Source organism: Actinomadura macrotermitis (genome assembly GCF_009604375.1).
Taxonomy (GTDB): domain Bacteria; phylum Actinomycetota; class Actinomycetes; order Streptosporangiales; family Streptosporangiaceae; genus Spirillospora; species Spirillospora macrotermitis.
This window is the reverse complement of record NZ_WEGH01000002.1, coordinates 151,945-173,303: the sequence shown is the minus strand read 5'-3', so window position 1 is coordinate 173,303 and position 21,359 is coordinate 151,945. Positions and strand designations below refer to the sequence as shown.

General features: G+C 73.7%; 27 protein-coding genes. 13 read left to right on the top strand and 14 right to left on the bottom strand.

The genetic code is table 11. The features are described from left to right. Window positions 1-162 precede the first annotated feature (162 nt). The 10 genes from ACRB68_RS12580 (at window position 163) to ACRB68_RS12535 (ending at window position 6,265) form a co-directional block, all read left to right on the top strand. Window positions 163-423, top strand: coding sequence for a MoaD/ThiS family protein (locus tag ACRB68_RS12580; protein ID WP_153532704.1), 261 nt, complete (start codon window positions 163-165; stop codon window positions 421-423). Between the two features lie 123 nt (window positions 424-546). Then, window positions 547-1,245, top strand: a complete 699-nt coding sequence (locus ACRB68_RS12575; protein WP_153532703.1) for an LmeA family phospholipid-binding protein — start codon at window positions 547-549, stop codon at window positions 1,243-1,245. A gap of 31 nt (window positions 1,246-1,276) precedes the next feature. Further along, a complete protein-coding gene (locus ACRB68_RS12570) occupies window positions 1,277-1,792 on the top strand; it encodes a sigma-70 family RNA polymerase sigma factor (protein WP_328594122.1) in 516 nt (171 codons plus the stop codon). Beyond that, window positions 1,789-2,475 carry an anti-sigma factor family protein gene (locus ACRB68_RS12565; protein WP_153532702.1) on the top strand — a complete coding sequence of 229 codons (687 nt, stop codon included), beginning with the start codon at window positions 1,789-1,791 and terminating at the stop codon, window positions 2,473-2,475. The genes ACRB68_RS12570 and ACRB68_RS12565 overlap by 4 nt, the downstream gene beginning before the upstream one ends. 39 nt (window positions 2,476-2,514) lie before the next feature. After that, a complete protein-coding gene (locus ACRB68_RS12560) occupies window positions 2,515-2,937 on the top strand; it encodes a thioredoxin family protein (protein ID WP_153532701.1) in 423 nt (140 codons plus the stop codon). 3 nt (window positions 2,938-2,940) lie between these two features. Beyond that, the gene (locus ACRB68_RS12555; RefSeq protein ID WP_153532700.1) at window positions 2,941-3,120 is read left to right on the top strand and encodes an Ms5788A family Cys-rich leader peptide; all 180 of its coding nucleotides are present in this window, start codon (window positions 2,941-2,943) and stop codon (window positions 3,118-3,120) included. A gap of 110 nt (window positions 3,121-3,230) precedes the next feature. Next, window positions 3,231-3,668: a DUF4395 domain-containing protein gene (locus ACRB68_RS12550; protein WP_153532699.1), complete on the top strand. Its 438-nt coding sequence runs from the start codon at window positions 3,231-3,233 to the stop codon at window positions 3,666-3,668. Further along, window positions 3,665-4,504, top strand: coding sequence for a sulfurtransferase (locus ACRB68_RS12545; protein WP_153532698.1), 840 nt, complete (start codon window positions 3,665-3,667; stop codon window positions 4,502-4,504). The genes ACRB68_RS12550 and ACRB68_RS12545 overlap by 4 nt, the downstream gene beginning before the upstream one ends. A 70-nt stretch (window positions 4,505-4,574) precedes the next feature. Further along, window positions 4,575-4,883 (top strand): DUF1416 domain-containing protein, encoded by a 309-nt coding sequence (locus tag ACRB68_RS12540; protein WP_153532697.1) that lies wholly within the window; start codon window positions 4,575-4,577, stop codon window positions 4,881-4,883. 77 nt (window positions 4,884-4,960) lie between these two features. Then, window positions 4,961-6,265, top strand: a complete 1,305-nt coding sequence (locus tag ACRB68_RS12535; RefSeq protein ID WP_153532696.1) for a hypothetical protein — start codon at window positions 4,961-4,963, stop codon at window positions 6,263-6,265. Here the strand turns inward: ACRB68_RS12535 and ACRB68_RS12530 are convergent. The 6 genes from ACRB68_RS12530 to ACRB68_RS12505 form a co-directional block, all read right to left on the bottom strand. Then, window positions 6,150-6,695: a hypothetical protein gene (locus tag ACRB68_RS12530; protein ID WP_153532695.1), complete on the bottom strand. Its 546-nt coding sequence runs from the start codon at window positions 6,693-6,695 to the stop codon at window positions 6,150-6,152. The two genes, ACRB68_RS12535 and ACRB68_RS12530, sit on opposite strands and share 116 nt — an antisense overlap. Beyond that, entirely contained in the window at window positions 6,692-7,273 is a 582-nt protein-coding gene (locus ACRB68_RS12525; protein WP_153532694.1) for a hypothetical protein, read from the bottom strand. The genes ACRB68_RS12530 and ACRB68_RS12525 overlap by 4 nt, the downstream gene beginning before the upstream one ends. Then, the gene (locus ACRB68_RS12520) at window positions 7,270-7,860 is read right to left on the bottom strand and encodes a hypothetical protein (RefSeq protein ID WP_153532693.1); all 591 of its coding nucleotides are present in this window, start codon (window positions 7,858-7,860) and stop codon (window positions 7,270-7,272) included. Before ACRB68_RS12520 ends, ACRB68_RS12525 begins: the two co-directional genes overlap by 4 nt. A 113-nt stretch (window positions 7,861-7,973) precedes the next feature. Continuing rightward, window positions 7,974-8,498 carry a hypothetical protein gene (locus tag ACRB68_RS12515; protein ID WP_153532692.1) on the bottom strand — a complete coding sequence of 175 codons (525 nt, stop codon included), beginning with the start codon at window positions 8,496-8,498 and terminating at the stop codon, window positions 7,974-7,976. A gap of 156 nt (window positions 8,499-8,654) precedes the next feature. Then, window positions 8,655-9,839, bottom strand: a complete 1,185-nt coding sequence (locus ACRB68_RS12510) for an NADH:flavin oxidoreductase (protein WP_153532691.1) — start codon at window positions 9,837-9,839, stop codon at window positions 8,655-8,657. Continuing rightward, the gene (locus tag ACRB68_RS12505; protein WP_153532690.1) at window positions 9,826-10,413 is read right to left on the bottom strand and encodes a TetR/AcrR family transcriptional regulator; all 588 of its coding nucleotides are present in this window, start codon (window positions 10,411-10,413) and stop codon (window positions 9,826-9,828) included. Before ACRB68_RS12505 ends, ACRB68_RS12510 begins: the two co-directional genes overlap by 14 nt. Before the next feature lie 89 nt (window positions 10,414-10,502). On the opposite strand from ACRB68_RS12505, the gene ACRB68_RS12500 reads away from it, so the two are divergent. Together ACRB68_RS12500 and ACRB68_RS12495 are read left to right on the top strand one after the other, a co-directional pair. After that, the gene (locus ACRB68_RS12500) at window positions 10,503-11,345 is read left to right on the top strand and encodes an SDR family NAD(P)-dependent oxidoreductase (protein ID WP_153532689.1); all 843 of its coding nucleotides are present in this window, start codon (window positions 10,503-10,505) and stop codon (window positions 11,343-11,345) included. A gap of 142 nt (window positions 11,346-11,487) precedes the next feature. Then, a complete protein-coding gene (locus tag ACRB68_RS12495) occupies window positions 11,488-12,450 on the top strand; it encodes a threonine ammonia-lyase (RefSeq protein ID WP_328594121.1) in 963 nt (320 codons plus the stop codon). 5 nt (window positions 12,451-12,455) lie between these two features. Here ACRB68_RS12495 and ACRB68_RS12490 read toward each other — a convergent pair whose 3' ends face one another. The 4 genes from ACRB68_RS12490 to ACRB68_RS12475 form a co-directional block, all read right to left on the bottom strand. Further along, window positions 12,456-14,201: a serine/threonine-protein kinase gene (locus tag ACRB68_RS12490; protein ID WP_153532688.1), complete on the bottom strand. Its 1,746-nt coding sequence runs from the start codon at window positions 14,199-14,201 to the stop codon at window positions 12,456-12,458. A gap of 95 nt (window positions 14,202-14,296) precedes the next feature. Further along, window positions 14,297-15,109: a hypothetical protein gene (locus ACRB68_RS12485; RefSeq protein ID WP_207709673.1), complete on the bottom strand. Its 813-nt coding sequence runs from the start codon at window positions 15,107-15,109 to the stop codon at window positions 14,297-14,299. Continuing rightward, window positions 15,106-15,579, bottom strand: coding sequence for a hypothetical protein (locus ACRB68_RS12480; RefSeq protein WP_207709672.1), 474 nt, complete (start codon window positions 15,577-15,579; stop codon window positions 15,106-15,108). The genes ACRB68_RS12485 and ACRB68_RS12480 overlap by 4 nt, the downstream gene beginning before the upstream one ends. 113 nt (window positions 15,580-15,692) lie before the next feature. Then, a complete protein-coding gene (locus tag ACRB68_RS12475; protein WP_153532687.1) occupies window positions 15,693-16,472 on the bottom strand; it encodes a hypothetical protein in 780 nt (259 codons plus the stop codon). Between the two features lie 157 nt (window positions 16,473-16,629). Here ACRB68_RS12475 and ACRB68_RS12470 point away from each other — a divergent pair, with 157 nt between their 5' ends. Further along, window positions 16,630-17,052: an RNA-binding S4 domain-containing protein gene (locus ACRB68_RS12470; protein ID WP_207709671.1), complete on the top strand. Its 423-nt coding sequence runs from the start codon at window positions 16,630-16,632 to the stop codon at window positions 17,050-17,052. Between the two features lie 68 nt (window positions 17,053-17,120). Here the strand turns inward: ACRB68_RS12470 and ACRB68_RS12465 are convergent, their stop codons facing one another. The 4 genes from ACRB68_RS12465 to ACRB68_RS12450 all read right to left on the bottom strand — a co-directional run bounded on the left by ACRB68_RS12465 (window position 17,121) and on the right by ACRB68_RS12450 (window position 21,249). After that, window positions 17,121-18,521: a DUF1266 domain-containing protein gene (locus tag ACRB68_RS12465; RefSeq protein ID WP_153532685.1), complete on the bottom strand. Its 1,401-nt coding sequence runs from the start codon at window positions 18,519-18,521 to the stop codon at window positions 17,121-17,123. 34 nt (window positions 18,522-18,555) lie between these two features. After that, window positions 18,556-19,545: a hypothetical protein gene (locus tag ACRB68_RS12460; protein WP_153532684.1), complete on the bottom strand. Its 990-nt coding sequence runs from the start codon at window positions 19,543-19,545 to the stop codon at window positions 18,556-18,558. Window positions 19,546-19,547: 2 nt separating this feature from the next. Next, window positions 19,548-20,207 carry a VC0807 family protein gene (locus ACRB68_RS12455; RefSeq protein ID WP_153532683.1) on the bottom strand — a complete coding sequence of 220 codons (660 nt, stop codon included), beginning with the start codon at window positions 20,205-20,207 and terminating at the stop codon, window positions 19,548-19,550. Between the two features lie 118 nt (window positions 20,208-20,325). Continuing rightward, window positions 20,326-21,249, bottom strand: a complete 924-nt coding sequence (locus tag ACRB68_RS12450) for a DUF6177 family protein (protein WP_235959369.1) — start codon at window positions 21,247-21,249, stop codon at window positions 20,326-20,328. Window positions 21,250-21,359: the final 110 nt, after the last annotated feature.

Sequence of the window (21,359 nt, the reverse complement as noted above, 5' to 3'; positions counted from 1 at the left end):
GATCCAGGCGGCTCATCCGGGGCCCGGGGATGAAGGACGGGCCGGACGAACTCCATGGCCTCGTCGCCCGGATCCCTCACCCTGAGCATATCCGAGCCGTCCCCGGGGGCAATGGGCGGTGCGGATGGATCGAGGGTGTTACGGGAGTGAGACGCTTGGATCATGGCGAAGGGAACGATCCGATACTGGGCGGCGGCGAAGGCGGCGGCGGGAACCGGCGAGGAGCCCTACGACGCCGGGACGCTCGCCGGCGCGCTGGCCGCCGCGGCCCAGGAAGAAGGGCGTGCGGACGATTTCCGGCGTGTCCTGGAGCGCAGCTCGTTCCTGGTGAACGGGGACCCCGTCGGCACCCGGCCGCACGACTCGGTGGTGCTGCCCGAGGGCGGTGTGGTGGAGGTGCTGCCGCCGTTCGCGGGTGGTTGACGTCACAGGCGGTGGGTAGCCTCGCGAACCGATGTCGCGGCATCGCGATCTCATTCCGCAGGGCGACTTCCCGCCGGTGGGATGCCCCCTAATGTGGTGCGACACGTCGCTTAGAGGAGAGACATGCGCAAGGTACTGCTCGTCCTGTTGATCCTGGTGGCCGGGGGCGTCGTCGCCGCCGACCGGTTCGGCGTGCGGGTCGCGCAGAACGAGATCGGCAAGCAGGTGGCGGCGCAGTACAAGCTGGACCGGCGGCCCGACGTCACCATCCACGGCTTCCCGTTCCTCACTCAGGCGGTGGCCGGCGACTACGACCAGATCGACGTGTCCATCGGCAACTGGACCGAGCAGGGCGTGACGGTGGGCGACGTCAAGATCGAGATGCGCGGGGTGAACGCGCCGCTGAAGGAGGTCGCCAACGGCAGCAGCGCGCACGTCACCGCGCGCACCGCGACCGCCTCGGCCGTCATCCCCTACGAGGTGATCCGCAAGAACGCGCCCAAGCAGGTGCAGAAGATCAGCCCCAAGGGCGACGACCTGGCGGTGCAGCTGTCGGGCGACGTGCTCGGCTTCAAGCTGAGCGGCGACGCGGTGGTCAAGGTCAAGCCGACCGCCAAGGGCATCGCGATCACCCCGCTGTCGGTGGGCAGCACCGGCCTGCAGATCCCGGTCGACCGGCTGCAGGACCAGCTCACCTGGGTGGTGCCGGTGACGAACCTGCCGGTCGGGTCGCGGATCAGCAGGATCGAGCCGACGCCGGCCGGGCTGCGGGTCGCCGCGACCGCCGACAACGTGAACCTGAACGACCTGCCGCAGGCGTGAACCGTCCGGCCCCCGGGGACGTGACAGTGGTGTGGGTCCCACCGCGGATGAGAGTGTGCTGCGCCTCCTGTACGGCGAGCACGGCGGCGCCCTGCTCGGATACGCCCTGCGGCTGACCGGCGGCGACCGGGCCCAGGCCGAGGACATCGTGCAGGAGACGCTGCTGCGCGCCTGGCGGCACCCCGAGGCGCTGGCCGGGCGGCCGGTGCGGCCGTGGCTGTTCACCGTCGCGCGCAACCTGGCGGTGGACGCGCACCGGGCCCGCCGGGCCCGGCCGCCCGAGACCGGCATCGACGAGCGGCTGGTCGCGCTCCCCGGGAGCGACGACATCGACCGGGCCCTGGAGTCGTGGACGGTCGCCGAGGCGCTCGCCGAGCTCAGCCCGGCGCACCGCGCGGTGCTGGTGCAGACCTTCTACCGGGGGCTGTCGGTGGCGGAGGCGGCGCGGGTGCTCGGCGTCCCGCCGGGCACCGTGAAGTCCCGGACGTACTACGCGCTGCGGGCGCTGCGGCTCGCCCTGGAGGAGCGGGGGGTGACGACACCGTGACCGATGACTGCGCGCGCTCGCGCGGCACACTCGGCGTCTACGTCCTCGGCGCGATCGACCCGGCCGAGCGGGCGGCGCTGGAACGGCACCTGGAGCGCTGCCCGGCGTGCCGGGACGAGCTCGCCGGCCTGGCCGGGCTGCCCGCGCTGCTCGGCCGCGTCGACGAGGAGCAGATCGAGCAGCTGGCCGGCCCGCCGCCCGACCTGCTCGACGCGATGCTCGCCCGCGCCGCCGAACGCAGGCGGCCGCTGCGCCGGTGGGCGCCGCTCGCCGCCGCGGCGGCGGTGCTGCTGGTCGCCGGGATGCTGCTCGGCGGGCTGGTCGGAGGCGGGGAGGACCGGCGGGCCGTGCCTCCGGTGCCGGCCTCGTCGGCCGCGGGGGAGCGGGTGGCGGCGAGCGATCCGCGCTCGGGCGTCCAGGGCTACGTGATGATCCACCGGAAGGCGTGGGGCACCGGGCTGGAGATCTACGTGACCGGGATCGCCGGCGGTTCCCACTGCCGGCTGCGCGTGATCGCCCGCGACGGGCAGAAGGACGCGCTCGGCAGCTGGACGGTCCCGGCCGGCGCCGGCAAGGGCCGGTACGGCGAGTACGAGGCCTCCACCCGTTTCCGCCGCGACCAGCTCTACTCGTTCGAGGTCGTCACCCTGGACGGGCGGCCGCTGCTCACCATCCCGGCCTGATCGGGAAGAAGGCGCCGCCCCTGCGGGTTGTCGCTTGCGATGACCGGTCTGTGGGTGGCCGTCGCGGTGCTGCTCGCCGCCACGGCGTTCGGGCTCGTGAAGCAGCGCAGGGACGGCGTGCTGCGCGCGCGCAGGGGAGGCGACAGGGTGGACGAGCGCATCGAGGCCGCCGACATCGGCGCCGACCTCGGCAGCAAGGCGACGCTCGTGCAGTTCTCCAGCGCGTTCTGCGCCCCCTGCCGGGCGACCCGCCGGGTGCTCGGCGAGGTCGCCGGGATGGTGGACGGCGTCGCGCACGTGGAGCTCGACGCCGAGGCGCATCTGGACCTGGTCCGCCGGCTGAACGTGCTGCGGACCCCGACCGTCCTGGTGCTGGACGACACCGGCCGGATCGTCCGCCGCGCCGCCGGGCTGCCCCGCAAGGCCGACGTCATCGCCGCCCTCGGCAAGGTCATCAGCTGAACCATGACCGCCATGACCTGCAACAAGACATATGTCACCGTCTCGCAGGGCGAGACGGAAGTGACAGGGCGCCGTCCGTCGGCTTACCATCGGGACGTGCGTTACTGGACAGAGCAGATGCTCACGAAGCGCCGCGCGGTCGATTTCTGCCGCGTGGCCGCCTCGCTCTGTCGCATGGCCTGAGGCATCGAGCCCGCCGCTATGGCCCCTCGGGAAGCCCCGCCTTCCCGAAGCCCCGAGCACTTCTGAGACTTCCAGCTCGTACGCACGCTCTCTCCCCCTAGGGGATCCATATGCAGGTTGATCCGCGTGGGCAGCGCTTCGCCGCGGCCCTCACGTCGGTGGTCCTGATCGTGGCCCTGGTGACGCAGAGCTGGGTCCCGCTCGCCGCGCAGACGCTGGTGTTCGCCATCGCCGTCCTGCTCGGCCTGCGGTTCTCCCCGTACGGGCTGATCTTCAAAGTGCTGGTCCGGCCCCGCATCGCCCCGCCGAGGGAACTCGAAGCACAGGCCCCGCCCCGGTTCGCCCAGGGTGTCGGCCTCGTCTTCGCCCTCGCCGGCACGGTCGGATCCGTCCTGGGGATCACCTGGCTCGGCATCGGTGCCACCGCCCTCGCGCTGGCGGCGGCGTTCCTGAACGCGGCGTTCGGGTTCTGCCTCGGCTGCGAGACGTATCTGCTGCTCCGCCGCATCACCGTGAAGAGTCACTCCGACAGGGAGGTTCCCGCATGAGCCGCTCCGACGTCCTGGTGGACGCTGCTTGGGTCGAGGCCCACATCGACGACCCGGGCCTGGTGCTCGTCGAGGTCGACGAGGACGTGTCCGCCTACGACAAGGGCCACATCCGTGGCGCCGTGAAGATCGACTGGAAGACCGAGCTGCAGGACCCGGTCCGCCGCGACTTCGTGGACAAGACCGGCTTCGAGGAGCTGCTGTCGCGCAAGGGCATCGCCAACGACGACCTGGTGATCCTGTACGGCGGCAACAACAACTGGTTCGCGGCCTACGCCTACTGGTACTTCAAGCTGTACGGCCACGAGAAGGTGCAGCTGCTCGACGGCGGCCGCAAGAAGTGGGAGCTGGACTCCCGCGAGCTGGTCACCGACGTGCCCGAGCGCCCGGCCACGCAGTACCAGGCCAAGGAGCAGGACCTGTCCATCCGCGCCTTCCGCGACGAGGTCGTCGACGCGATCGGCAAGGAGAACCTGATCGACGTCCGCTCGCCCGACGAGTTCAGCGGCAAGCTGCTCGCCCCGGCCCACCTGCCGCAGGAGCAGGCGCAGCGCGCCGGCCACGTGCCGACCGCCCGCAGCATCCCGTGGTCCAAGGCGGCCAACGACGACGGCACCTTCAAGTCCGACGACGAGCTGCGCAAGCTCTACACCGAGGCCGGCGTGGACCTGTCCAAGGACACCATCGCCTACTGCCGCATCGGTGAGCGCTCCTCGCACACCTGGTTCGCGCTGCGCGAGCTGCTCGGCCTGGAGAACGTCAAGAACTACGACGGTTCCTGGACCGAGTACGGCTCGCTGGTCGGCGTGCCGATCGAGCTCGGCGAGGCGAAGTAACAAGCCCCTTTCCCCGCAATACCCCAGCGGAGCAATACCCCCGCCGTGCCGGCGGAGAAGGAGGAACACCATGACTCAGGGATGCGCAGCGCCCGCGCAGACGGCGCACCTTCCGGCGACCGTCGACCTGAACAACGAGGCCGTCATCCAGGGCACCGTCACCCGTGACGGCGCCCCGGTGTCCAGCGCGTACGCCCGCCTGCTCGACTCGACCGGCGAGTTCACCGCCGAGGTCGTGACCGGCGACGAGGGCGTGTTCCGGTTCTTCGCCGCCGACGGCGACTGGACCGTGCGGGTGCTGGCGGCGGGCGGCGTGAGCGTCGACCACACCATCACCGCCAAGACCGGCGAGGTCGCCGGTCTCGAGGTCACCATCTGACCTGCCCGTTCCGACCGGCCCCCGTCCTCCCGCTCGCGCGGGGCGGCGGGGGCCGTCGCGTCGGTACCATCTGCGGAATGCCCGGCCTCTCCCCCCGATCGCCGCTGCTCCTGCCCTGGACCACGCTCCGGCTGGCGGGCCGGTTCGCGCTGCCGCTCGCGCTGTGGTTCACCGTGGGCCAGGTACTGCGCTACGGCGCCATGTACGGCGGCTACCGGCTCGGCGCGGCGAAGGGGATCGGCGCGCAGGTCGCGCCGCTGGTCACCGTCAGCCTGCTGGTGATGATCACGCTCGGCGTCACCGTCGCGATGGTGCACTGCGTGCGCGAGGGCCTGGCGACGGTGCAGGCGCGCGAGGCGGGCGGCGGGCTCGCCGCGTGGGCGGTCGGCGACGACGAGCCGTTCCTCGGCGCGCTCGGCCGCGCCGTGCTGCCGTTCGTCATCTTCTACCTGGCCTGGGGCATGCAGGGCGACGACGCCCGCGCGTTCGCCGAGACCGCCGAGGTGCGCGGGTTCGCCGAGGGCGGCCTGGCCGGGCAGGCCCGCGGCCTCGGCATGCTCGTCACGCTGGAGAGGCACGTTCCGCTCGCGATCGGCCTCACCGTCGGGTTCTTCGCGCTGAAGGCGCTCGCCGAGTGGCTGCTGGAGGAGCGGCTGCCGCGCGCGGGCGCGCTGGTGGTGGCGTTCCTGGAGGTCGACTTCGCGCTGTTCGCGATCTTCACCGTCGACCATCTGCGCGGCGAGGCCGGCGACTGGCTGGCGGACCGGCGGGCGTGGGCGTGGGTCTCGGACGCGGCCGGGCCCGTGCTGGACCTGTGGCCGGCGTTCCGGTACGCGGTGCTCGGCGGGCTGGTCTGGCTCGTCATCGCCGGGGTGATCCTCGGCCTGGACGCCGGGGACGAGCGGCTGGTCCTCGGCGACGGCCGCGCCGCCCGGCACCTGGCCCGCGCGGGCGGCGTCGGGCAGGCCGGCACCGTCCGCGAGTTCCTCACCCGCGGGTTCCGCGAGCTGTGGCTGCCGGCCTGGTACGGGCTGCGCCTGGTCCGCCGCTCCGGCCCGGTCCCGTTCGGGGTGTTCTGCCTGCTGCTCATGGGGCTGGACGTGCTGCCCGCCGTCGCCGGCCGGGAGGTCTTCGAGCTGGTCGGCCCGCATCCGGTGGAGTGGTGGCTGCCGCGTCAGCCGCTGGTCGCCTTCGGCGTGGACCTGGTCGTCCAGATGCTGCGCGCCTGCCTGCTGGCCGCCGCGTTCGACCTGGTCATGGCCCGCGTCACGGCGGGAAACGCAGCGAAGGCAGCGCGCCCTTCCGCGCTTGGGATCGGGGCGGCAGGATCTCCAGCGCCACCGCGTCCGCCGCTGCACGGGGCAGCGTCGCCTGGACGGTGACCTGCACGGGCGCACCGGGCTTGGCCGGGGCCGCCAGCGCGGTGCCGTTCCACACGTGGCCTTGCCCGTCGCGCAGCCGGTAGAGGGTGCCGTAGGCGCCGATGGACCTGGCGGCCGCCGCGTCCGCCGGGCGCGCCAGCAGCACGATCCGCAGCGCCGCCACGCCGTCGCCCAGGCCGGGGCCGGTGGTCCGGCCGCGCACGCGCCACCGCACCCCGGCCAGCTCGCCCTCGCCGCCGCGCGACACGATCACGGGCTTCTCCAGCGGCGCCAGGCTGCGGTGCACGTTCGCGGTCTGGTCGGCCCAGGCCAGGACGGGCACGACGGGCAGCAGCGTGAGCAGCGCGATCGCCTCGGCGATGCGCCGGTCGCGGGGCCGCAGCCGCGGCTCCCGCGCGATCGGATCGGGCCGCGTGACGTCCAGGTTCACCGCTCGGTCCCCGGGTCGTACAGCGCGGCGACCGGCACGTCCCCGCCCAGCCCGAGGTCGATCTCGGCGGCGGCCGACAGCTGGGGGAGCAGGCCGCCGGTGCCGACGAGCAGCCGCGCCCCGGCCACCTGGTCCCTGGGCACCTCGAACACCCACGTCACCGGGCTCCACAGCAGCGGCTGGAGGATCGGCTCGCTGGGCGCCGCGGCGTCGGGCCGGTCGGCCTTCCAGTAGGTGTTCCCCTTGGCCGTGACGAGCCGGGCCGTCTGCAGCCGGACCGGCTCGCGCCCGCTCGTCGCCCGCGCCCGCACGATCACGTACACCCCGTCGGTGCGCACCGGCGGCGTTCTGCGCCGCGGCACCGCGCGGGCGAGGGCCCGGGCGGCGGTCACCCGCTCGACCCGCACGCTGAACTCACGGTTGGCGACGACCTCGCCGACCCGGCCCTCGCTGCGGATCGGCTCCAGCACCCGTGCCTCGGCGCGCGGGCGGACGGTGTGCAGCCACATCGCTCCCGCCAGCAGGGCCGCGCCGAGCACGCCGGCGCCGCCCCGCACCAGGACCTGCTGGGCGTTCACCGCGCCACCGGCAGCGTCAGGACGCCCGCCATGGCGTCGCCGTCCTCTTTCCCGGCCCGCCACTGGTAGGAGGCGTCGGTGAAGCCCGGCCCGTACTCCCACTTGCGCAGCCCGACCGTGAACCGCTGCGGCGCGTCGGCGGGGCCCGCCCGCCACATGGCGGCGGCGTCGACCGGCAGGCCGGGCTGGACGGAGCCGGTCTTCGCGCCGGCGGCGAACCCGCGCACCTCGTCGGGGCTCAGCCACGTGCCGGCCCTGGTGCGGGCGGCGACGCCCTCCCGCAGCCCGCCGTAGGTGAGCGAGGAGGTCTCGTCGCCCTTCAGGACCACCCGCATCCGCACCACGATGTACCGCTCGCCCGGCCGGCCGGCCACCCCTTTGACGGTCTCCAGCCGCGCGCCCTGCACGGTCACCTGGTACCGGCCCTGGTTGACGGGCCGCCCGGCGGCCGCGGCGGGCTGCTTCGGCGTCTCGGCGAACCCGCCGGCGGCCCACAGCGCCACCGCGAGCAGGACGGCCCCGGCCCCGATCCCGGCGGGCAGCACGAACCGCCGCCGGGGCGGCTGCGGAGGGGGAGGCGGGAACATTGCGCAGATCGTAACGCCTGCCCCGGCCCGTCGCGCCCGGGGAATGCGAACGGCCCCCCCGGCTTCCGGACGCCGAGGGGGCCGTTCATCAGGTCAGAGCCTCTGACCAGGGGTTACTTCCAGTAGTACCACTTGCCGGCGTTGGTGGTCCGGAAGCGGAGCCGGCCCTTGCTGTCGCGGTACTCGTAGCCCAGCTCCTCGCGGATGTAGATCCGGCCGAGGTAGTAGGTGTGGAAGCCCGCCCACTTGGTGGTGCTGTTGTCCTTGCGGTTCCAGTAGACCCACTCGTCGAACGGCTTGCCCTTGCTCTTGCTGATGAGGAAGCGCAGGGCGGCGTGCTTGCCGCTACGCGAGTCCTTGATCTTGAACCACAGCAGCTGGGTCTTGCGGCCCTTGTAGCTGCTGTACTGGTAGGTGCCCCAGCCGTTGACGCCGGGCAGGCCCTTGGTCTTGAAGCCGTGCTTGGTGGACTGCGCAGCGATGGTGCCGGGGGCGGCCTCGTGCAGCGGTGCCTGCTCCGCGGGGGCCGCGTGGACGGCCGGCTTCGGCGCGGGGGCCGCGTTGGCGGGGGCGGCGATGATGCCGCCGCCGGCCACGACGGCGCCGCTGAGCAGCGTGGCGCCAGCGATCTGTCGCATGCGTCGCATTAACATCTCCATGCTAGGGAGTTTCGGGAGATCAAGCGGAACGTTAGCAGTGTCACGATCGTTATGTTTGATCAATTCGATGATTGAGGCGTTCCTCACGGACGGATCACTGGTCCGGGGGACCCTGGAGTTTCCCGGTGCTCCCTGTCATGACGATGCGCGCCCGCCGGTGAGGACGCAGCGGGTGCCCCGGTAGATGGTCGGCATGCACTTGTTGCAGTGGACGCAGCGCGACACGGTGGCGGTGTCGCGCCGGATCCTGTCGACCAGGTCGGGCTCCATCAGGAGGGCGCGGGCCATGGCGGCGAACTGGAAGCCCTCGTCCATGGCCTGCCGCAGATGCGCGTGCTCGGTGATCCCGCCGAGCAGGACGAGGGGCATGGAGAGGGCCGCGCGGAACCGGCGGGCGGCCGGGAGCAGGTAGAGCGGCGTGTAGGGGTAGCGGCGCAGGAAGCCGCGCCCGGCGATCCTGAGGCCGGTCCGCAGGGGCTGCGGGAACGCGGCGGCCAGCTCCTTGACCGGCGGATCGCCGCGGAACAGGTACATGGGGTTGAGCAGCGACCCGCCCGCGGTGAGGGTGAGGGCGTCCAGGTGGCCGTCGGCCTCCAGGAGCCGGGCGGCGGCGATGGCGTTGTCCACGGTGAGGCCGCCGCGCACGCCGTCCTCCATGTTGAGCTTGGCGGTGACGGCGATGCGGTCCCCGACCCGCGCGCGGACGGCCTCGGCGACCTGGCGGGCGAGGCGGGCCCGGTTGGGCAGTGAGCCGCCCCACTGGTCGCGGCGGCGGTTGAGCCGGGGCGTCAGGAACGAGCTGACCAGGTAGTTGTGCCCGAAGTGCAGCTCGACGGCGTCGAACCCGCTGTCCGCGACCAGCTCGGCGCCGTCGGCGAAGGCGGTGATGAGGCGGGACAGGTCGACGGCGGTGGCGCCCTGGACGAAGCGCCCCGTCAGCGGGCTGAGCCGCCGCGACGCCGCCAGCGCGGGCCGCCGGTTGGAGCGCGCGTCGGCGACGGGGCCGGCGTGCCCGAGCTGCGCCGAGACCAGCGCGCCCTCGGCGTGGACGGCCTCGGCCAGCCGGGCGAGGCCGGGCGCCGCCTCGCGCCGCAGATGGATCTGCCGCCGCTCGGTCCGCCCCTCGGGGCTCACCGCGCAGTAGGCGAGGGTCGTCATCGCCGCCCCGCCGGCGGCGACGGCGCGGTGGAAGGCGATGAGCTCGTCGGTGACGAGCGCCCGCGGCGTGCGGCCTTCGAAGGTCGCGGCCTTGATGACGCGGTTGCGCAGGGTCAGCGGCCCGAGCCGCGCGGGCTCGAAGACGGTGTCAGCGCTGTTCATGGGCGGGGGCGCTCAGACCGGCGGTCACGAAGGCCGCCGTCTCGGCGGGGGAGGGGAGGGCGTCGGGCGAGCCGTAGGTGACCAGCAGCAGATCGCGGGCGAGCCGCCACCGGTCCGCCACGACCTCGGGGGGCAGGTGCGGCAGCGTCCGGGAGAGCAGCGTCGTCCAGGGGCCCGGGTCGGACCAGGGGGACCGCCAGGGCAGCGGCTGCCCGGACAGCACCAGCCGGGCCAGCAGGCCGAGCAGCCAGCGCCGGTCCGGATCGGCCGCCGTCTCGGCCAGGGCCTGGACCAGGAGCTCCACCAGCTCCGCTGGCCCCGGCGGGTCGCCGGCCCGCACCCGCTTGTCCAGCAGTTCCAGGCGGTCCTCCCACAGCGGCCGCAGCCGCCGCTCCAGCAGCGCGGTGACCAGCTCCTGCTTGGAGCCGAAGTGGTAGTGGACGGCGGCGGGGTTCATGCCCGCGGCCTTGTTGACCGCGCGCACCGACACCTGGTGGTAGCCCTGTTCGCGCAGCAGCCGCTCGGCGGCCTCCAGGAGCCGGCGCCGGGCATCGGGGGACGAAGTGGGGTGCATCCCCCCACTCCAGCACGGCCCCGCACCCGCGTCAATCACCATTTCAATCACTGATTGACAGGCGGCGCCCCCTCCCGGACACTCCGGCCATGAGGACACATCAGACGGACCGCCGGAGCCCGGTCGCCGGCCGGGTCGCGGTGATCACCGGCGCGGCGGGCGGCATCGGCGGCGAGACGGCGCGGCGGCTGGCGGCCCGGGGCGCGTCGGTGGCGCTGCTCGACCGCGACGCCGCGGGCGTGGCGCGGACGGCCGCCCGGCTGGGCCCCCGCGCCGCGGCCTACCCGGTGGACGTGACCGACACCGCCGGCCTGGCCGAGGTGATGCGCGACATCGGCGAGCGGTTCGGCGGCATCGACGTGCTGGTCGCCAACGCCGGCGTCAGCGGCCCGCTCGCCACCGTCGCCGCCGTCGAGCCGGCCGCGTTCGAGCGGGTCGTGGAGGTGAACCTGCTCGGCGTCTGGCGCACGGTCCGCGCGGCGCTGCCGCAGGTGTGCGCGCGCCGCGGCTACATCCTGGTGACCTCCTCGATCGCCGCGGCGATCCCGTGCCCCACGGTCGCCGCCTACGGGGCGAGCAAGGCCGCGGTGGAGGCGTTCGGCCGGGCGCTGCGGATCGAGCTCGCGCACACCGGCACCGCGGTCGGCGTCGCCTACTTCGGGACGGTCGACACCGGCCTCGTCCGCGGCCTGCTCACCCGCCCGGGTCCGGACCGCTTCCCCAGGGTGATCGGCGCGCCCATCCCGGTGGCGCGCGCGGGCGCCGCGATGACCGCGGGCATCGAACGGCGCGCCCGGACCGTCTTCGCCCCCTGGTGGGTCCCCGCCCTGCTCGCCGCCCGCGCCCAGCTCGCTCTCGCCGACCCCCTCGCCGCCCGCCTCCGCCCGCTGACCTCCCTCATCGCCGCCTCCTCCACCCCGCCCACCCCCTAGCCGGGCCGCGCGGGCGGGCTTGCCGAGGTTGCCGCTGCTCCTCCGGAAGCGTCACCCCGTTGCGTGCGCGTGCCGTTGGGCCCGGTCGTCCTTCCCCACGGCGGCCGGGCCCTTCCTTTCGCCGGCGCTACGCTGCTGTGTCGTGCAGGAGACGCGGCTCGACACCGATCGGATCCGGGCGGCACGCGGGATGATCGACCCGGTTTTCCTCGATACGCCGCTGTACCGCTGCGAGGCGCTGGAGTCCCGCCTCGGGTGCGCGGTGAGCGTCAAGCTCGAAACGGCGAACCCGGTCCGCAGCTTCAAGGCCCGCGGCACCGAGCTCGTTGCGAGCCTGCTCGCCGGCAGCGGCCAGCAGGCCGTGGTGTGCGCGAGTGCGGGCAACCTCGGGCAGGCGCTCGCCTGGTCCGGGCGCGGCCGGGGACTCGACGTCACCGTCGTGGCGTCCCGTCGCGCACCCGCGGCCAAGCTCGACCGCATCCGTGCGCTGGGCGCCCGGCTGGAGCTGGTGGACGGCGACTTCGAGATGGCGCGGGAGCGGGCGGCGGCCATCGCGCGCCGCGACGGCGTCCGGCTGGTCGAGGACAGCCTGGACATCGAGACCTGCGAGGGCGCGGCGACCATCGGCCTGGAGCTGGTGGAGGCCGCGCCCTCGTTCGACGCCGTCCTGATCGCCCTCGGCGGCGGGGCGCTGGCCACCGGCATAGGGCACGTGATCAAGGCCCTGGCGCCCGGTGTCGAAGTGATCTGCGTCCAGCCGCAGGGCGCGCCGGCGATGACGCTGTCGTGGCGGGAACGGCGCGTCGTCACCACCGGCTCGGCCGACACCATCGCCGACGGCGTCGCCGGCCGGTTCCCCATCCCGGCCGTCCTGGACGACCTCCTGCTGGTCGCCGACGACGCCGTCCTGGTCCGGGAGGAGTCGATCACCGCCGGTATGCGGCTGCTCCTCGACCACGCCGGCCTGGTCGTCGAGCCGTCGGCCGCGCTCGGCGTCGCGGCGGTCCTGGAAGACCGCGACCGCTTCGCCGGGCGGCACGTGGTCACCGTCGTGTGCGGCGGCAACGTCGACATGGACGCCTACCGCCGCTGGACCGGCGGCTGATCAGGTCAGCGCAGTTCCTTCAGGACGGCCTTGGCGACCTTCAGGGCCTCGCGTTCGGCCTGGTGGTAGGGGATGTTCCGGCCCTTCAGGACGCGCCCCCGCGTCTTCGGGTAGTCGGCGCCCGTCCAGGTGACGCCGACGACGATGTTGCGGTGCCGGAAGCCGAGCGTCACCCCGCCCATCCAGTAGGAGATGGCGGCCCGCTCGTTCGGCCCGGCCACGATCGGGCTGTACTGGCGGGAGATGTAGGCCTCTTCGCCCAGGTTCCTCACGCGTTCGCGGCGGCTGTGGTACTTGGGGTCGGCCGCGTACTCCCAGTTGGAGGCGTAGCTCTTCCTGGCCTGCTTGAGCGTGCCGCCGACCTCGGCGGTCACCGCGAGGTGGCGGGCGCCGGAGGTGGAGCGCCGGTCCCAGTTGCAGTTCCGCAGGACGCTGCCGTTGCCGCTCCGGTGCTTCTCTTTGATCCTCTTGACGTCGGCGGGCAGGGCGGGCAGCAGCCTCTTGCAGAAGTCGGGCAGCGAGGTGATGAGGTTCTCGTTCGCCGTGCGGGACGACCCCGGGGTCCGCAGGGTGTGGCCGGCCTTGAGGACGACGTACACGCCGCAGGAGGCGAACGCGAGCAGCATCAGCATGAGGAAGGTGAAGGCCACGCGCGAGCCGGTGTTCGAGCGCCGCGGAGGGTGCGGCGGGATGTACAGGCGCGGCGCGGTCGGCATGGGCGGCGGCGGCAGCATGGGCGGCGCCGCCGGCATGACCGGTGCCGCCGGCATGAGCGGCGCCGTCGGCATGATCGGCGGTACCGGGAAGGGCGGCGGAGTGGGCATCACAGGGGGCGGCGGCGCGAACAGCTCGTTCGGCAGCACGCTCGGCGACCAGCCCCGCGTGAGGGCCTGCTGCGCCTCGGTCAGCGGGTCCTCCTCGCCGACCAGGGTCACCAGCAGGCGCTCGGTGGACGGCCGGTCGCGCGGGTCGGGGGCCAGCGCGGACGACACCAGCGGCAGCAGGTCGTCCGGTACGCCGCTCAGGTCGTGCTCGGCGCGCTGCGCCCGGACGGCCAGCACCATCAGGTTGCCGGTGCCGTAGGGGTGGCGGCCGGTCGCGGCGTAGGCGACGAGCGAGCCCCAGGCGAACACGTCCGCCGAGGTGCCGAAGGCGCCCTCGAAGACCTGCTCGGGCGCGAGCCAGCCGGGGCTGCCGATGATGTGGCCGGTCTGGGTGTGCCGGGTGGTGGAGTCCACGGCGCGCGCGATGCCGAAGTCGATCACGCGCGGGCCGGTGGCCGACAGCAGCACGTTGGACGGCTTCAGGTCGCGGTGCACCAGCCGCGCGGTGTGGATCGCCGCGAGCGCGGTGGCGATGCCGACCGCGAGCGCGCGCAGCGCCTCGGGCGGCAGCGCGCCGCGGGCCTTGACGTACTCCTCCAGCGACGGCCCGGCGATGTACTCGGTGATCAGGTAGGGGCTGCCGTCGGCCCGGCCGTGGTCCAGCACCCGCGCGGTGCAGAACGGCGCGACGCTGCGCGCGGCGGCGACCTCGCTGTCGAAGCGGGCCCGGAACCCCGGGTCCAGCGCCAGCTCGCGCCGGATCAGCTTGATCGCGACGAGCCGGCCGTCCGGCCCGGTGCCGAGCAGGACCGAGCCCATGCCGCCCTCGCCGAGCCGCGCGAGCACCCGGTACCCGCCGACGGCGCGGGGGTCGCCGGGCCGCGGCGGTTCGGCTCCGTCCGGCAGCGCGGTGCCCTGGGTCCGCAACGGTCAGCCTGCCGGGGGCGGGGGGACGAGGACGCCGTTCCATTCCAGGGTGCGGTTCGCCGCCTGCCGCGCCGCCGCGTCCACCGGCGGGACGCTCATGCGGTCCTCTGGCCGGTGATGGCGGCGACGGCCGCGCTCCGGGCGTCCTCCGGCACCTCGGGCACCCGGAAGCCGGCGGCGCGGACGTGCTCGACCAGCTCGGGCTGCGGCGGGAGGCCGTGGACGCGCAGGTAGTAGCCGACCGCACCCGGCCAGATCCAGGTGCCGTCGGTGTGGAACGTCAGCGGGACCCGCTGGGCGCGCCCCGGGTCGAGCACGTCGGTGTCGTGGCTGCGCGCGGCCAGCACGACCGGGGCCTGCTCCAGGTAGTGCAGGAGCGCGTCGCGCTGGTCGCCGGGGACCGGCGGGCGCTGCACGACGGGCCGGCCGTCGGGGCCCCGGCCGTCGAACGGCGCGGCGGTGCGCAGGGCCGGGGCCGGACCGCCGGGCGCCAGCCACGCCGGTGTCTTGTCGGAGTCGCGGGGGAACAGGCGGAGTTCCTCCGCGCGTGCGCCGGCCGGGGCGCCGCCGTCGAACCGCGGCTCGGACTTGTAGTCGTACTCGACGTTGTAGGTGAAGGGGAAGGTCAGGGAGAACACGACGGAGAACCAGGTGCCGAGGCCCGGCCGGTACATGCCGGCGCGCAGCTGCGCGAACAGATCCGCCAGCTCGTCCGGCGGCGGCGCCAGGGCAGGGAAGGGCCGGTTCAGGTCCTGGATCTGCATGCGGACGGCGGAGTGGGAGCCGAGCGCGTCGTAACGCACCCGCGCCTCCTGCCAGTTCGAGGGCAGCGCGTGCGTCAGCAGCAGGACGACGTCCTGAAGCAGCGCGTCCTGCTCGACCGGGCCGAGCGGCTCGTTCTCGCTCACCGTGCGCCTGCCGTTCCGGCGCGCTCGCGCAGCCAGCGGGGGACGTGCTCGTCGTCGCGCGGGAACGCCGCGAGGTCGGCGGCGAACGCCGACCGCGGCAGATCCCACTGCGGGTCGAAGGCGGGGTTGAAGGTCACCCAGTACCGGCCGGGCGGCTCCATCATGTAGCGCATCCCGAACCAGGTGCCCTCGCCCGGCCGGTACATCATCGACCGCAGCTCGGCGGCGCCCTGCAGTAGCCCCTGCGGCGCCGGCACGGCGGAGCCGCCCCCGTCCTCCGTGATCACGGTGAGGGCGGCGTCGGCGGCGGCGACGGTCATCAGGATCTTCAGGTCGATCCGCCGCCAGCCGGGCGCGACGACGTCGAGCAGCACCGATCCGGTCCACTGGATCAGCTGGTCGTAGCGTCCCTGGTCATAGGGCCAGGGCCCCTGGCCGGGGCCCGGCCGGCCCCCGCTGGTCTCGGTCATCGCATCCGCCTCCTCGCCGGAGGAGTCTATTGCCGGATGGATCACCGCATGTCGGACGTTTCCGGTTCCGCGGCACGGCCGGCCCCGGGACCGGCCGGGCACGGGGCCCGCCGTCAGGACGTGAAGAGCATCGTGTTGGCGACCTCGACGCCGAGCTCGCCGGCCGTCGTGAAGACGGGCCCGCTGCGGCCGCCCGAGGCGCCGCCCTCGGTGTAGTACGACTGGGCGAAGACGAGGCTGGAGCCGCGCGTCCAGGTGCGCGTCCAGAACCCCGGCTCCTTCTTCAGCTGCGTCAGGCCGCTGTTGTCGGAGGGGGTGAGCAGGATCGGCCACGCGCTCTGGTAGACGCCGCGGCTGACCGCGGCCGCCTGGCTGGAGCTGCCCACCTTCATGATCGAGACGACCGTGATGATGGTGCGCGCCGGGTTGGCGTAGACCGCCGAGTTCATGTCGCCGACGCAGGGGTTGACGCGCACGATCGGCGCCATCTTGGAGTTGGCGCGCGAGGTGCAGCTGCCGGTGCGGGTGCCGACGCGGGTGAAGGTGTTGCCCCGGGCGGTCCGGATCGTCGGGCTCAGCAGCGTCGTCGGGTCGGAGGTGGTGCCCCGGGTCGTCGGGGTCGGCTCGGGGGAGTACCCCGGCCCGGGGGTGTAGGTGGACGACGGCAGCGTCAGCGTCCGGCCGTCCGGCTTGTCATCGTCCGCCAGCACCACGAAGGCGCCCACCAGCACGACCAGCACGACCAGCACTCCGGCGATGAGCAGCACGACGATCCCGCCGCCTCCGCCCGACGGCGGCCGCGGCGCGGGCGGTGGGAAGCCGGGAGCGGGCATCGGCGGCGGGCCGCCCTGCGCGGGGTATCCCGGCTGACCGCCGGGCCATTGAGGGTTCATGATCGCTCCGAAGTGGGGGTGGACGCGCGGTCCTGCCGAGGTGTTCGTGCTGTATCGGGGGGAAATTGCTGGTCGTTAGACCGTGCCGGAGTGCTCTCGGTTCCCGCCGATGTCCGCCGTCGTCCGGGCGCCGACGCCGCCGAGTAGGGTGGCCGCCATGGAGGAGCGGACCACCGCGCGGGTGGACAGCTGGCTCTGGGCGGTGCGGTTGACCAAGACCCGCTCGGCCGCGTCCGACGCGTGCCGGGGCGGGCATGTGCGGGTCAACGGGACGCGGGTCAAGGCCGCGCAGGCGATCAAGGTCGGGGACGAGGTCCGGGTCCGGCTGCACGGCATCGAGAAGGTCGTGATCGTCTCCCGGATCATCGTCAAGCGGGTCGGGGCGCCGGTGGCGGCCGAGTGCTACGTCGACAAGAGCCCGCCCCCGCCGCCGCGCGAGGTCCTCGCCGCGCTGCCCGTCCGCGACCGGGGCGCGGGGCGCCCGACCAAGCGGGAGCGCCGGGAGATCGAGCGGCTCATGCGCGGCTCGCCCCGGCGTGACGTGCGCCACGTCCCGCATGAGGTGCCCGAGGACGGGTAGGGGCGGCGCGGGGTCGGATGTGGGAACAGGGTCCGCCGGAACGGGTGTTCCGGCGGACCCTGGGGTTTTTACGACCAGTCGTTGCGCAGTTCCAGGTCCCAGGGGACGAGGTTCCACGGGCTGAGCGGCTCCTCGGTCAGGCGCGCGACGAGCTCGTCGTGGTCGGTCTGCGGCTCCTCGCCCGCGCCCGACCACAGCTGGCGGCCCTGCAGATAGCAGGTGGCCATGTCGCGCCAGGACGAGTAGCGGCGCTGGATGTCCAGGGCGAGCGGCAGCATCCGGTCCCAGCAGTAGCGCTCGGTCAGCCAGCCCGCCATGTGTCCCCACCGGTAGAGCATGAGCGCGCGGCTGTAGTCCCAGATCAGGAAGCGGCCGGTGTTGGAGCGCAGCTCGGGGTCGGCGAGCTTGCGCAGCCGGTGCAGCTCCTCGGTGGCGTGGTCGCGGTCGTTGAACAGCTGGCCGAGGAACAGGGCGAGCTCGGCGCCCTCCTCGCTGGCGTCGGCGCCCGGCTCGTCGCGCAGCAGCGACGGGACGAGCTTGGCGTAGGCCTCGCCCGCCGCGCCGTAGCGGACCCGGACCAGCTCGATCAGCCGCTCCACGAACGGCGGCTCCATCCGGTCCGCGGCGATCAGGCCGTCGACCTCGCGCAGCAGCCGGGCGTACTCGTCCTGCTCGGCGGCGGGGCGGGCGGCCAGGTCGGCGTCCTGGGCGAAGTCGGCGCGGTGGCCGTCCTGGACGAGCCAGTTGACCGCGGCGAGCAACTGGTCCAGGTCGTAGACGTGCCAGGGGTCCTGGAGCAGCTCGTGGGCGGCGCGGGAGTCGGCGGCGGCCTCCTCGGGGGAGGGGCCGGTGCCGAGGTGGTCCAGCCGGAACCCGTTGATCCCGGCGTACAGGGCGCCCGCGCCGAGGATCCAGCGCTGCACCGGGCCGATCGGGCCGGGCAGGTAGGGCTCGGAGAGCAGCCCCCACAGCTGCCGGTGGAACTCGCGGGCCTCGTCGGCCTCGGCGGCGAAGAAGCCGGTGAGGCAGCGGCGGAGCCGCGGGTGCCGCAGGTGCAGCCGGCGGAAGAAGCGGCCGTCGCGCCAGACCAGGTGCTCGGGGCGCAGGTCGGCGAGGGGGACGCGGACCCCGCCGCAGGCGATCTCGCGTTCGGCGAGCCGCAGCTCGACGGCGGGGCGTTCCGGTCCGTGCCGCAGGAGGAGCATGAACACCAGCGTCAGCAGCAGCAGGACCGAGCCCGCGCCGAGCGCGTACCGGGCCCAGTCCTCCAGGCCGGCGAACGTCAGCGCGGTGCCGGTCAGCAGGAGGGTGACGCCGCCGATCCCGCCGGCGAGGAACCAGGAGGTCTGGTAGAGCATGCCGCCGTCGAAGCGCAGCACGGCCGTGTCCTCGTCGAAGTCGAACGACTCTTCGGCAAGGGTTCCCTCGACGGCCCGCTCCATGGCGCCGAGCCGGCCGCTATGCCCCATGGGCAGAGAACGTACCCGAAAAGGGGTCGGCGGATCACCCGTCGTAGGCGGCGGCGAGCGCGTGAAAGGACGCCTTCGGGGACAAAGTGCCGTCAGCGCCGACTTTGACGACGCCGAAGGACGCCATGTCGAGGTCGTGCCCGGGGTCGCCGGGGGTGTGGGTGAGGCCGAATCCGGCGAAGGTGAACCAGAACGCGCCGTCCAGGCCCTCCTCCTCGAAGACCGCCAGAAGCTCGTTCAGGTAGCGGACCTGCTCCTGCTCGTCGCGGACGAACGTGCCGGTGAGGCGGGGCGGGGTGACGTCGCTGTCCACGATCGCCCAGCCCATGGCACCCCGGCCGGCCGCGCCCTGGTAGGCGCAGCAGCCGAACTCGCTGACCACGGCCGGTTTGCCGTGGTCGCGGAGCGCGCGCACCTCGGCGGTGTAGCGCTCGGCGTTGTCGGCGCTGCGGTAGGCGTCCACCGCGACCAGGTCGAACGGTGACCAGTCCACCTTCTCCCAGACACCGGCGGCGTAGGTGATGCGGCCGCCGAAGCGCGCGCGGGCGACGCGGGCGGACTCGGCGAGGAAGTCGTTCAGCAGCTTCGGCACATCGCCCATCGCCTTGTAGAGCTCAGGGTCTCCTGAGGCGAAGGCGGAGATGCGGGCGTAGACGTTCTCGCCCGGGATGAAGCCGGCGCCGAACAAGCTCGTTTCGCAGCCGAGGACGAGCACCACCTCCGCCCCGCCGCGCCGGATCTCCTCCGCGCGGTCGGCGCAGTCGGCGTACACCTCCAGCATCTCGTCCGCGGTCAGTTCACAGGGGAACGGCGCGAACCAGACCTCCAGCCCTGCTGCTGCGGCGGCGCGGGCGGCCGCGTCGATGCGCTCGGGGTGGCCGCCGGTGATGCGGACGGCGGTGCAGTGCAGTTCTTCGGCGATGAGCCGCATGTGCTCGGGAACGTCCGCCGGGTCGAAATCGGGGCGGGTGTTCTTGCCACCGGGCAGGAAGCCGGTGTCGTAGTTGATGCCTCGGGTGCGCATGTTCAGTTCTCCAGCAGCTTCTCGATGGACTGAATGGTCGGGATGGTGAGGGCGATCGCGGCGCCGATCGCGCCGACGACCAGGACGCCGGACAGCCACGCCATCGTCTCGACGGGCAGCAGGAACGCCCCGGCGACGCGGACCGCGCACTCGGCGAGCAGCGCGGCGCCCCAGATCGCGCTGTAGCGCCGCTCCAGCGTGCGGAACCGGGCGGAACCGGTCGCCAGGGCGTCCCAGGCGGCGGTCCGGGCGGCGTCGCCCTTGGTGATGAAGGGCTTCAGGCCGGCGGTCATCAGCGGCCGGGCGCGGAACGCCGACACCAGGACGGCCAGCCCGATCACGCTGCTGATGCCGGAGTCCTTGGCGATCATCAGCCGGGGGTCGCCGGTGACGAAGCTGAGCGCGATGCCGACCAGGTTCACCGCCAGCATGAGGCCCGCCAGGCCGTTGAACGAGCGGTCCCGCAGCGCGCTCCACACGGTGCGTGCGCCGGGGATGACGCTGCTCAGCGCGAGCGAGGCGACCAGGCTCACGCCGAAGCCCTTGTGGGCCAGGTAGTAGACGCCGAACGGGACGGCGATGTCCACGACGAGGGGCGTCAGGGCGGCCTTGAGGTTGTTCTTCGGGGCGGAGGTCTTGCGGACCGTCATGACCTGCGTCATCTCGTCTCTCCATGCTCGGCTGGCGGGGTGCTTCCAGCTTCGCGGGGAGAGGGGCGGGCGCGGCAGAGACGTTGATCCTCAGCCCGGCGGTACAAATGTCATGGCCGGGCGGCCGGGGTCAGCCCCGCAGGTGCTGCAGCAGCGCCTGGTGCCGCTGCCAGCCGTCCGGCGAGCGGCCGTCGCCGAGCGTGAACAGCGTCATCGGGCCGATCCGCTGGGCGGGCAGCCCGGCGGGCCCGGCGACCTCGCCCGCGACGGCCATCGCGACCGGCGCGGCGGCGCCGGTCCAGCGCGGCTCGGTGGTGAGGTCGGCGCGGCCGGGCGTGAGCTGCACGAACAGCGAGGCGGGCGGCCGGTCGGCGGCGAGCGAGGCGACCAGCGACGGCAGGTGCCGCAGCGGCGGCGGGTCCTCGGGGGCGTAGCCGACGGTCACCGTGGTCGCCTCGGTGACGCCGCCCTCCACCGCGCCGAAGGCGGCGGTGGCCTGCGCCGGGCGCGGGCCGTCGCCGGCCACGATGACCTGCGCCGCCGCGCGGCCCCGCACGTACTCGGTGAACCGGTCGGGCCGCCACGGGTTCTCCAGCGGCTCGGCCGGGCCCCAGCCGAGCGGCGGCTTGCCGGTGAGCAGTTGCAGCAGCCGCACCACGGGCCCGCCGAGGTCGCCGTCGGCGCCGTGCCGGACGTGCTGGACGAGCGAGAGCCGCATCCCGACCGGTGCCGCCGGGCGGGTGGTGAACCCCGGCGCGTAGTCGCGGGCCTCGGGGACCGGGACGAACGCGGCCCCGTCCCACCGCAGCGGCCGCCCGGTGAGGCCCTCGTAGTAGCTGTCCCCATGGCGCACGACCCACTGCACGCCGCCGGCCGCCGCCATGGCGCGCAGCGGCAGCGTCAGCCGCGATTCCAGGGAGGTGACCAGCCGCAACGTGCGGCCGGTGCCGGCGCACTCGCGCGCGGCGTCGGCCAGCCAGGCGCTCAGCGCCACCACGGGCCGGTCCTGGAGCACGACCATGGACTTGTCGGTCAACGCGTCAACGGTGCTCATCGCGTCGCGAGTCTAGTGGGCCCCCGGACCCTTGGGAGTTGTGTGTTTTATGAGTAAAATCCCCTGATTTCTGGTTTATGCGGCACGATGCAGTCTTCGGCCGCTCGGGG

Bases quoted from the DNA above. Each gene is read 5' to 3' on its own strand.
- ACRB68_RS12580 (WP_153532704.1), top strand. From the start codon at position 163: ATGGCGAAGGGAACGATCCGATACTGGGCGGCGGCGAAGGCGGCGGCG.
- ACRB68_RS12575 (WP_153532703.1), top strand. From the start codon at position 547: ATGCGCAAGGTACTGCTCGTCCTGTTGATCCTGGTGGCCGGGGGCGTC.
- ACRB68_RS12560 (WP_153532701.1), top strand. From the start codon at position 2,515: ATGACCGGTCTGTGGGTGGCCGTCGCGGTGCTGCTCGCCGCCACGGCG.
- ACRB68_RS12555 (WP_153532700.1), top strand. From the start codon at position 2,941: ATGACCGCCATGACCTGCAACAAGACATATGTCACCGTCTCGCAGGGC.
- ACRB68_RS12550 (WP_153532699.1), top strand. From the start codon at position 3,231: ATGCAGGTTGATCCGCGTGGGCAGCGCTTCGCCGCGGCCCTCACGTCG.
- ACRB68_RS12545 (WP_153532698.1), top strand. From the start codon at position 3,665: ATGAGCCGCTCCGACGTCCTGGTGGACGCTGCTTGGGTCGAGGCCCAC.
- ACRB68_RS12540 (WP_153532697.1), top strand. From the start codon at position 4,575: ATGACTCAGGGATGCGCAGCGCCCGCGCAGACGGCGCACCTTCCGGCG.
- ACRB68_RS12535 (WP_153532696.1), top strand. From the start codon at position 4,961: ATGCCCGGCCTCTCCCCCCGATCGCCGCTGCTCCTGCCCTGGACCACG.
- ACRB68_RS12520 (WP_153532693.1), bottom strand. From the start codon at position 7,860: ATGTTCCCGCCTCCCCCTCCGCAGCCGCCCCGGCGGCGGTTCGTGCTG.
- ACRB68_RS12515 (WP_153532692.1), bottom strand. From the start codon at position 8,498: ATGCGACAGATCGCTGGCGCCACGCTGCTCAGCGGCGCCGTCGTGGCC.
- ACRB68_RS12510 (WP_153532691.1), bottom strand. From the start codon at position 9,839: ATGAACAGCGCTGACACCGTCTTCGAGCCCGCGCGGCTCGGGCCGCTG.
- ACRB68_RS12505 (WP_153532690.1), bottom strand. From the start codon at position 10,413: ATGCACCCCACTTCGTCCCCCGATGCCCGGCGCCGGCTCCTGGAGGCC.
- ACRB68_RS12500 (WP_153532689.1), top strand. From the start codon at position 10,503: ATGAGGACACATCAGACGGACCGCCGGAGCCCGGTCGCCGGCCGGGTC.
- ACRB68_RS12480 (WP_207709672.1), bottom strand. From the start codon at position 15,579: ATGACCGAGACCAGCGGGGGCCGGCCGGGCCCCGGCCAGGGGCCCTGG.
- ACRB68_RS12475 (WP_153532687.1), bottom strand. From the start codon at position 16,472: ATGAACCCTCAATGGCCCGGCGGTCAGCCGGGATACCCCGCGCAGGGC.
- ACRB68_RS12470 (WP_207709671.1), top strand. From the start codon at position 16,630: ATGGAGGAGCGGACCACCGCGCGGGTGGACAGCTGGCTCTGGGCGGTG.
- ACRB68_RS12465 (WP_153532685.1), bottom strand. From the start codon at position 18,521: ATGGGGCATAGCGGCCGGCTCGGCGCCATGGAGCGGGCCGTCGAGGGA.
- ACRB68_RS12460 (WP_153532684.1), bottom strand. From the start codon at position 19,545: ATGCGCACCCGAGGCATCAACTACGACACCGGCTTCCTGCCCGGTGGC.
- ACRB68_RS12455 (WP_153532683.1), bottom strand. From the start codon at position 20,207: ATGACGCAGGTCATGACGGTCCGCAAGACCTCCGCCCCGAAGAACAAC.
- ACRB68_RS12450 (WP_235959369.1), bottom strand. From the start codon at position 21,249: ATGAGCACCGTTGACGCGTTGACCGACAAGTCCATGGTCGTGCTCCAG.